The sequence below is a fragment of the Bradyrhizobium murdochi genome, from assembly GCF_000472965.1.
Lineage (GTDB): Bacteria > Pseudomonadota > Alphaproteobacteria > Rhizobiales > Xanthobacteraceae > Bradyrhizobium > Bradyrhizobium murdochi.
The window spans coordinates 1-9311 of the sequence record NZ_AXAU01000052.1; the positions used below are offsets into that span (position 1 = coordinate 1).

Sequence of the window (9311 nt, forward strand, 5' to 3'; positions counted from 1 at the left end):
CGGCATCCGCAACTACGTCATTGATCCGGCAAGTCTGCAGGTTGATCGTCGGGTGCGTCGCGCGAAGACTGACCGCGTCGATGTCGAGCGATTGCTCCGATCACTGATGGCGTATCTGCGGGGTGAGCCGAAGGTTTGGAGCGTTGTGCGCGTGCCAAGTGTCGCCGAAGAGGACGACCGTCGGCTCCATCGTGAGCGTGGTCGGTTGATCAACGAACGTATCCAACATGTCAACCGGATCAAGGGACTGCTCGCGATCCATGGCATCTATGAGTACCAACCCCTGCGCCGCGATCGGATGCCGCAGCTGGAACGGTTGCGCACCGCTGATGGTCGGTCGTTGCCGCCGCGGCTCATGGCGGAAATCCTGCGCGAACTGCAGCGGTTGGAGCTTGTCATCGGAATGATCAAAACGATCGAGGCGGAGCGCGATGCCATTGCATCGGCCAAGACTGAGACGGAGCATACGAGCGCAAAGAAGATCCAGGATCTGGCCAAAATTAAGTGCATCGGGCCCGAATTTGCGAACACACTTGTCGGCGAAGTGTTCTACCGCTCATTTGACAATCGCAAACAATTGGCGAGCTATGTCGGTCTGACGCCAGCGCATTTCCAGAGCGGCGCGACGTGCCGTGATCAGGGGATCAGCAAGGCTGGCAACGCCAAGGCTCGCACGGTCATGATTGAGCTCGCCTGGCTGTGGTTGCGGCATCAGCCTGACAACCCCTTGAGTGTCTGGTTCCGCGATCGTGTTGGCAAACTCAAGGGCCGCATCCGGCGGATTACGATCGTCGCCGTCGCACGCAAGCTGCTGATTGCGCTCTGGCGCTATCTCGAGACAGGTCTGGTGCCTGAAGGCGCCGCTCTGAAGGTGTGACGAGATTCACTGAAAGAGGACGAAGGAACATTGCCGATTCCAAGGCGGATGTGTGACCGGTAGCCTAGCCTGGCTGCAATACGCCGCAAAGTAGAATGGTCCCATCCTCCTTGGAGGCCCTGTACCCTCGCACTGTTGCATGAGGGACCTTGGTATGGGCTCGTCCCGACCGGATATAAGTTGATGCGGCGAGCGCCGCATAACGAAAGGGGATCCGCCTTGGGTCAATTGAACAAACGTCATCGGAACGTCAAAACGGGGAAAGAGGATCAACAGAACCGCAGTTACGTTTGCAGCGTAATGGCCACACCAATTGTGGCTCGGCGCGCGCTTTCGCCGTCAACCCCTCGCGCCTTGCGGCGCGACCCTCCGCGCTCCCGGGGGGTGACCGCTCAGCGCGGCCAAGCAAAGGGGGCCTGCCGTGCCATCAATGCAGAACGCGCTCGCACGAGGCCTCTTGAAACGTACGAAGAGAAGAAATGTTGATCGCGAAAAAACCTCTTGACAAGCCAAGCCCTCATATAAGTGCTAGCCGTCAGTTTCTGAATCGTTGGGGAAACAAGCCGCGGGCGACAAACTCACCGACCGGTGAACGGCCGCTGGGCTGTTCACGCTGCAACAGACTAGAGGGCAGGTGTGCGCCGTCGCCCTGGCGGCGATCGCGATCTCGATCGCAAAACCCTCGGGCACCCTCAGCATAGTGCGCGCCTTGTCCATGTCAAATCCACCCATGCCGTGTGCGGCCCACCCTGCGGCCGTTGCCTGGTTGGCAAAGTTGGCCCAGGCGCCGCCGCTGTCGAAGGAATGCGTGCGTGAGAATTGCGATTCGGTCTTGCCGGGTAGGGCGAAGTTCTTCCTCGAGAGCAGATAGATCAGCGCCGCCGCATGTCCAACTCTGGTTGAACTCGATCAAAGGGATAAGAAAGGATTTCGAATTCTGACTGGCCCAGCAAGGCATAGAGAGAGCGCCATGGTTGCGAATTAAACGTCGACGGAGCCCACCGAGCAGCCTCGAAAAAAGTGCTCAAGACTCTTCCGGGATCTGATCCCGGGTGACCCACGCGGCGACCAGCGTCAACGAATATCCGCTCTGCGGGATGGTCTGGTGCACGGATTTTGGAGGACGGGTCTTCAATCGCCATTCGCTTCTCTTTCGTCTTTTTGGATAGCGGCAGAACCGCCTGGTAGTGTACGTCGCGGAGGTGACGCCTCTACCAAATCCGCGTCCTCGGAGATGGTATTCCATGTGCTCGCTGCCCATGATGTCATAAATCCAAACCGGATGGTCGCGTGAGTTCAATCATGGTATTGACGATTTGCTCATCGTGCACGCGCAGAAAACGATGCCGCTCGACCCACCTCAATTGCGCCAATGTATCAGGCCACGCACCTCGTGCCGGCGATCTGCGGATTGGTAGGAATATCGAGTTCGGGAGTCGTTGACCGATAGAAGCACGTGGAACGGCGCGCTGCGTGATCTGGTCGAAAAATTGTCCGCTTGCGCCGAAGCTCCGCACGGCCTCTCGGCGCCTTTCCTGTTTGAAACCTGCAGCGATACCTTTTGCTGGCTCGGAGAAGTTTTCGCCAACCCGTTGATGTTCGCCGCTTTGGCGCAGCAAGCACAAACCTCGTCAGCGCATTCATCAGGATCAGACGGGTAGGCGTCATCGGCAACTCCTGGAGCGAACCGCCCCGTTTGAGGGGGCTCTTTCCTCCTCATCTCAGCAATCGGCGTGCCACTCGAGATCTGATGCGCGCTTTGTTCGACGCGAACGACACGCGTGCCTGCCAACGTCGTTGTTGGAATGGCCATACCGCATTTGTCTGCTTTCCTACATCAGGTCTTCAATCGGACATCTATTGCACAACGAAGATTGAGGAACGTGATGCCGGTCGCTCCTCGTGCCGAGCTTGAACGTTTGCTTGAGGATCCAGGCGGAGAATTTTAGCCAATGGATACCAGAGCACGGTCGCGCGCATTTAGGAGCGCATAGCGAGTTTTGTGCTATCAGCTAGTACAATCGCTCGGCGGCACTCGGCTCGGCATCTATTCAACTAGGGAGCAGGCATCCGGCAGGGCTCGGCGGTACAGCTTCCCCGCAGCCGGGGTGTACGCTGATCGGATCGCCGTATGGTTGGCTAAGAGTGGAAACTAGCGTCGATCCATCAAGTTTGTCCAAGCGCGTACTTGAGGCGTTTTTACGTCGATACATGCAGGAATAGTTCCCTTGGTCGGGCCATAAGAGCCATGGCGCCCGTTATGGGCGAACGAGCAGATCACATTGAAAGGACTTATTGAATATATCAGGGCCAAACAGTCACTGTGACAGGCAAGACGGTTGGCACCGGCGGTACATTGGGGAATCGAGAAGCCACAGAGAAGGGGCGCTCTTTGGTCCGCCGCGTCGCGGACGAATCTATAATCCGGCGTTCCATCGCCGCGCTCGAGCCGCACAATATGGGAGTCAAAAGTGATCGCGGTAACCGATCACGCGGGCGCGCGCTTTATCGCCTGCGCTCTCGATATCCCAGCTGCAATGGAACCGGTGACTGACGCTAAACTCGCTGGCGATCTGCCCTGTCGTATACTTGCTGAAGGTGCGAATGACACCGATCGGACATTGGAAAGGCGTCAGGGGAGATCTTTCTCATCCCGGACATTTTTATGTAATAACTCAGGAGGTGTGGCGGTTAGCTAGGTTGAATCGGTGCAGGACCTTCAGCGCTTATTTTGGAAGGACGAGGGTAATCGGCGGGAGTATCAACTTCTGGATCGTGCCTTCGATCGCGTATTGGCGCGAAGTAAGCGGGACGAGGTATTCGATCGCACCGCCACCATAGCTATCGGCGTAGCGCGAGTGCGCGGTTCAAAAGTGGGCTGTTCCCATAGCCGTTCCGTTTCTGTTGAAAACATCCGGTTCGACGTCATTCCCGGCAGCTAAGACTGACCGAACACGGCGCGCTGGAAAGGTTCAAAGCCTGAGCAATCGCGCCCTCCGTCATCCTGACGCCCCGGTTACGCGCTTGATAGTTCTTGACGATCCGCTGGCAGACCGGATTGTTTGTCAATTCTAATCTGGTATTGATCTTCCAAAACTGGTATTGGCCTCGCCCGAGGGCGGTTCGCCAAAAAGACCTGGCGACGCGTGACATCAACGAATGTTTGTAAGCATGTGCGGCGCGCATCATCAACGGCGAGTCGGGTGGGGTTGCGGCCAACGCCGGCGTGATAATCCGCACGGTCGAAGACGCGCACGGCGCCTTCACCGGCGAGCAATTCAAATTAGCGCTCCGCGAACCCAATATCCGCAATGCACTGCGCTCGCGCCTGGTCTTGGTCGAGAGCACTTCCAACAGCGGCTTCGGTGCGGTGTGGCCGATCGAACCTTTGAAGGGCATTGCCAACGTTGCACGGTCCGCCTGTGTCGTCATGCATATGGACGGTGCGCGGCTAGCCAATGCCAGCCTAATCGGCAGCTTGGCAAACGACTATCCCGCCTACGTGGAGTCGTTCTGGCTCGACCCCACAAATGGCTTGGGTGCGTCGGTCGATGCGAGCGACGCGGGCTCGAAGGAGTTCACCAAGGACCCGTGGCGGCAGAAGCAGATGCTGCGTGGCTCGATCCGCCAGTCCGACGTCATCGCCGCCGCGTTCTGGTCCCTCGACCACAATTGGAACCGTATGCGCGAGATCCACGACAATGCGCGGCGCGTCGCCGAGGACATCGCCAACGTCAAGGAGATCGAGATGCCGTCCGTGGAGACCAATCTCGTCCTCTTCGAGGTGAGGAAGACTGGCTGGACGACGGCGATGCTGATCGAGGCCTAAAAGAAGCGCGGCGTCGAACTCGGTGCCAATACCGCGACCCACATCGGCGCCGTAACCTACCTCGACGTCACTCACGTCGACATCGACAGCGCGCGCGCGCTGATCAACGACGTGCTGGCGGCGTGATTGCGTTTGTCCTGAGCGTAACGAAGGATCTAGCGCTCACTCCACCGACGTTCTGTGGGATCGGCGCGAGGCCCTTCCCGTCGCTCAGGAGGACAGCATGCCTCCCTTGAACGCACCTACCCAAATCGGCCAGCCGATCGCCCGCCACGAGGATCGGCGATTCCTCATAGGATGCGGGCGCTATGCCGGCAACACGGCACCCGCTGACGCGCTTTCAGTGCTGTTCGTGCGCTCGCCGCATGCGCATGCGCGCATCATCCACATCGATAAGGAAGCCGCGTTCACGTCACCGGGAGTCGTGGCGATCTATACCGCCGAGGATACCGCCGCCGATAAACTCGGCCATCTCCCCGCCATCAGCGAGATCGAGGATGCTGACGGCAAGCGCCATCACGAGCCATCGCATCTGCCTATGCCGGTAGGCAGGGTGCGCCACGTCGGCGACATCGTGGCGATGATCCTCGCCGAGACGCTTAACCAGGCGCGCGACGCTGCCGAACTGCTGGCCATCGACTACGAGGAACTGCCCGCGGTCGTAACGGTGGCGCAGGCGCTCGCACCCGACGCGCCGCTGCTGCACGACGAGGTGCCGGGCAACCTGATGTGCCGTTGGAGCAAGGGCGATGCCGCCGCGACCGACGCGGCCATTGCCAGGGCGGCGCATGTGTCCAAGCTCGCCATCCGCTCGCCGCGCCAGATCGTACACTATTTGGAACCGCGCGCGGCCTGGTCGACCTACGACATGGCCCACGACGTCGTCACCCTTACTCTCTCCTCGCAAGGCGTGCACATCCCGCACCGGCTGATGTGCGAGCACGTGCTCGGCCTGCCGAAGGACAAGCTCCGGCTGATCACCGAGGATGTGGGCGGCGGCTTCGGACCGAAGTACCAGATCTATCCCGAAGCAGCGTTGATGGCTTGGGCGACACGCAAGCTCGGCCGAGGTCTGCGCTGGACCTGCGAGCGTTCCGAGCTGGCGGTCGCCGACATCCACTCACGGGATCTCGTCGCCTCGGCCGAGCTCGCACTCGATGCCGGTGGCCGGTTCCTCGCCGTGCGCGTGAAGGCCGAGGCGAATGTCGGCGCCTATGTCGCGATGTTTGCGCCGACCACCCCAACGACCGGCCTTGCCAAAGTGATTTCCGGGCTCTATCGCATCCCGGCGATCCACGTCGACTTCGACTGCGCCTTTACCAACACTGTTCCTGTCGACGCCATGCGCGGCGCCGGCAAGCCGGAAACGCTGTTCCTGTTGGAGCGGCTGGTCGATATCGCCGCGCACGAGACGAGCCGGTCGCCCATCGAATTGCGCCGGCTCAATTTGCTGAACCCTGAAGACATGCCGTATGCGACGGCGAGCGGCTATACCTATGACGCTGCCGATTGTCGGCGGCTGTTTGAGACGGCGCTCGAGGCCGCCGACGAGCCGGGCTTTGCGATCCGCCGTGCCGCCAGCGAAGCGCGCGGCCTGCGGCGCGGCCTCGGCCTCTCCTGCCACCTGCACGCCACGGGCGGGATTGCCGATGAGCATGCTGTCGTACAAGTCGATGCCCAGCGCGTGGTTGCTAAGGTCGGCACGCAAAGCCAGGGGCAGGGGCACGAGACTGTCTACGCGCAGATCCTGTCGGCGGCGCTCGGCGTGCCGGCAGACTCGATCGAGATCCGTCAAGGTGACACGCGCGCCATCCCCCAGGGCGGTGGCACCGGCGGTTCCTCCTCCATTATTATCAGCGGCACTACGCTGAGGCGCGCAGCCGACGTCGTGATTCAGCGCGGGCGTGACCTCGCGGCCGAGCGGCTGGAGACTGCATCGCAGGACATCGCATTCCGCCACGGCGCATTCGAGGTCGTCGGCACCGATCGTCGCATCAGCCTGCTCGAGCTCGCGGCGTGGAAGCCGTTCGAGGGCCGGGCGCTTTTCGCCGACAAGATGGAGTCTTACCCGACCGGCGTCATGGTCTGCGAAGTCGAGGTCGATCCCGAGACCGGCGCAACACGGATCGACCGCTTCACGGCAGCGGCCGATTGCGGGGTTGTCGTGAATCCACGGTTGCTCGCCGGTCAGATACATGGCGGCACGGTCCAAGGGATTGGCAACGCCTTGATGGAAGCAGCCATCTACGATGAGAAGACCGGTCAGCTGCTCAGCCGCACCTTGATGAACTATGCCCTACCGCGTGCCGACGACGTGCCGAGCTTCCGGATCGAGACGATCAGCACGCCCTCGCCCAACAACTTAATGGGATTCAAGGGCGTGGGCGAACTGCCGACCAACGGCGCGCCCGCCGCGGTCGCCAACGCCATTCTTGACGCCCTGCGCCCTCTCGGCGTGCGCCATCTCGACATGCCGATCACCGCCCACAAGGTGTGGCGGGCTTTGAATCCCGGCAACTGAAAGATCGATCCGCGATCGTCGCCAGCAACTACGACACCGTGCCGAGAAGATGTTCAACGAGCTGATCCTCGAGGCAAGCCCGACCATCACGGCAGTCGAAGTCTGGCTAATCCGTCGACCGTGAAAAATCTCCCAAGCCATTGAACGGGAGTCGATTTTCCAATCGAAGCGGCATTTGAGATTGCAAGCTTTTGGGGTTTGAAGCCTTAGAAGCTTGCAGTTTGAATTTTGGTTTCCCTCGAATCGCGAGGCGTGATTCCGTGGTGGCATCAGAGGGGACGATGCGACCGAAGGAACGACGCGACACCGGACAGACCGATCTTCTGCGCTCGCGGCTGGACGCGATCATCGACATGGGCCACCCGCTGGTGAAGCTGGCGCGCACGATCGACTGGTCATTCCTCGAAGAGCGATTTGGCGCGGTCTACGAGGACACGCCAGGCCGGCCGCCGTTGCCGACGCGGCTGATGGCGGGGGTTGCCATTCTCAAGCACACCTACGACCTCTCCGATGAAGTGTTGTGCGAGCGCTGGGTGGAGAACCCGCATTACCAGTTCTTCTGCGGCGAGGAGTTCTTCCAGCACCGGCTGGTGTTCGACCGCTCCTCGCTGACGCGCTGGCGCCAGCGCATGGGCGAGGGGAAGCTGCAGGCCCTGCTGCAAGAGAGCCTTGCGGTTGCCACCAAGACCAAGGCCATCAAGCCGTCCGATCTCAATCGTGTCATCGTCGACACGACCGTGCAGCCCAAGAACGTGATGTTCCCGACCGACGCGAGGCTGCTCAACCGCGCCCGCGAGATCCTGGTTCGGCAGGCGCAGCGGCATGGCGTCAAGTTGCGCCAGTCCTATGCGCGGGTGGGCAAGTTCGCCCTGATCCAGCATCAGCGCTATGCCCATGCCAAGCAGTTCAAGCGCGCCAACCGGGCTTTGAAGAAGCTTCGAACCTATCTCGGCCGCGTCATCCGCGACATCAGCCGCAAGATCGAAGGCGATGGTTGGCTTGAGGAGATGGTGTTCGGTCACATCCTGTCACTGGCCGGCCGCGTGCGCGATCAGACCCAGCGCCAGCGCGGCCCCAAGGTCTACTCGCTGCACGCACCGGAGGTGGAGTGCATCGGCAAGGGCAAGGCCCATCGGCCTTACGAGTTAATGGCATGGACCACGCCCGCTCTCAGCGGCAACGTGGAACCCGGGCGGGGACAGCAGCAGGAGCGCAGGCCATGTCGAATACGAGCATTGTCACAATCGGCATCGATCTCGGGAAGAACACATTCCATGTCGTCGGTCTCGATGCCACAGGAGCAATCACGCTACGCAAGAAGCGGTCGAGAAATCAGCTTGACCAGTCGCTGGGCAATGTTCCGCGTTGTCTGATCGGAATGGAGGCGTGTGCAGGCGCACATCATCTAGGGCGCAAGCTCGAGAAATTGGGCCATCAAGTACGGCTCTTGCCGGCACAATACGTCAAACCATACCTCAAGGGTCACAAGAATGACTTTCGGGATGCTGAAGCGATCGCCGAGGCCGCTCAGCGGCCGACAATGCGGTTCGTCCCAGTGAAGTCAGCCGAACAACTTGATTTACAGGCACTCCACAGAGTTCGCAGTCGACTGGTGACGCAGAGAACGGCGGTCATCAATCAAATCCGGGGCTTTTTGCTTGAGCGAGGGCTACCAGTGCGCCAGGGAGCGACAGCACTCCGACTGGCGCTTCCTCAGATTCTCTCAGCGCCAAACGACAACTTATCGCCTCGAGTGATCCAGCTCATTCAAGACTTGTCCGAGGACTGGCGCTATCTCGACCGACGGGTCGCGTCAATGACGAAAGAAATCGACGAACTCGCTGATCAAGATCCACACTGTCGCCGCCTAATGAGTGCGCCCGGCGTCGGGCCGATTATCTCAAGCGCGATGGTCGCCGCCATCGGAACCGGTGATGCCTTCTATAAAGGCCGAGACTTTGCAGCATGGCTTGGTCTGGTACCGAAGCAAATCTCGACCGGCGATCGAACCATTCTCGGCCGCATATCGAGGCGCGGCAATCGGTACCTGCGAACGCTGTTCATTCAAGGTGCCAGAGCCGTAC

Annotated in this window: 5 protein-coding genes and 1 pseudogene; 5 read left to right on the forward strand and 1 reads right to left on the reverse strand. The window is 60.5% G+C overall.

Annotated features, from left to right (window positions below; genetic code table 11):
- The coding region (locus YUO_RS0137055; RefSeq protein ID WP_028351648.1) for an IS110 family RNA-guided transposase at window positions 1-877 on the forward strand (877 nt) is incomplete at its 5' end.
- A 1265-nt stretch (window positions 878-2142) separates the two neighbouring features.
- Here YUO_RS0137055 and YUO_RS46875 read toward each other — a convergent pair.
- A complete protein-coding gene (locus tag YUO_RS46875) occupies window positions 2143-2496 on the reverse strand; it encodes a type 2 periplasmic-binding domain-containing protein (RefSeq protein WP_156908943.1) in 354 nt (117 codons plus the stop codon).
- Window positions 2497-4064: 1568 nt separating this feature from the next.
- Here YUO_RS46875 and YUO_RS43235 point away from each other — a divergent pair.
- The 4 genes and pseudogenes from YUO_RS43235 to YUO_RS0137085 form a co-directional block, all read left to right on the forward strand.
- Window positions 4065-4706 (forward strand): beta-eliminating lyase-related protein, encoded by a 642-nt coding sequence (locus YUO_RS43235; protein WP_283806444.1) that lies wholly within the window; start codon window positions 4065-4067, stop codon window positions 4704-4706.
- A 223-nt stretch (window positions 4707-4929) separates the two neighbouring features.
- Complete coding sequence (locus tag YUO_RS0137075; RefSeq protein ID WP_035728515.1) at window positions 4930-7227, forward strand: xanthine dehydrogenase family protein molybdopterin-binding subunit; 2298 nt, start codon at window positions 4930-4932, stop codon at window positions 7225-7227.
- A 281-nt stretch (window positions 7228-7508) separates the two neighbouring features.
- Window positions 7509-8372 (forward strand): annotated as a pseudogene (locus tag YUO_RS43240) (IS5 family transposase); the annotation flags it as partial.
- A gap of 74 nt (window positions 8373-8446) precedes the next feature.
- Window positions 8447-9311: IS110 family RNA-guided transposase (locus YUO_RS0137085; RefSeq protein WP_028351652.1), on the forward strand; the 865-nt coding region annotated here is incomplete at its 3' end.

What these genes read in the sequence shown, in the direction of transcription:
- YUO_RS0137075 (WP_035728515.1), top strand. Translation starts at nt 4,930, where the DNA reads ATGCCTCCCTTGAACGCACCTACCCAAATCGGCCAGCCGATCGCCCGC.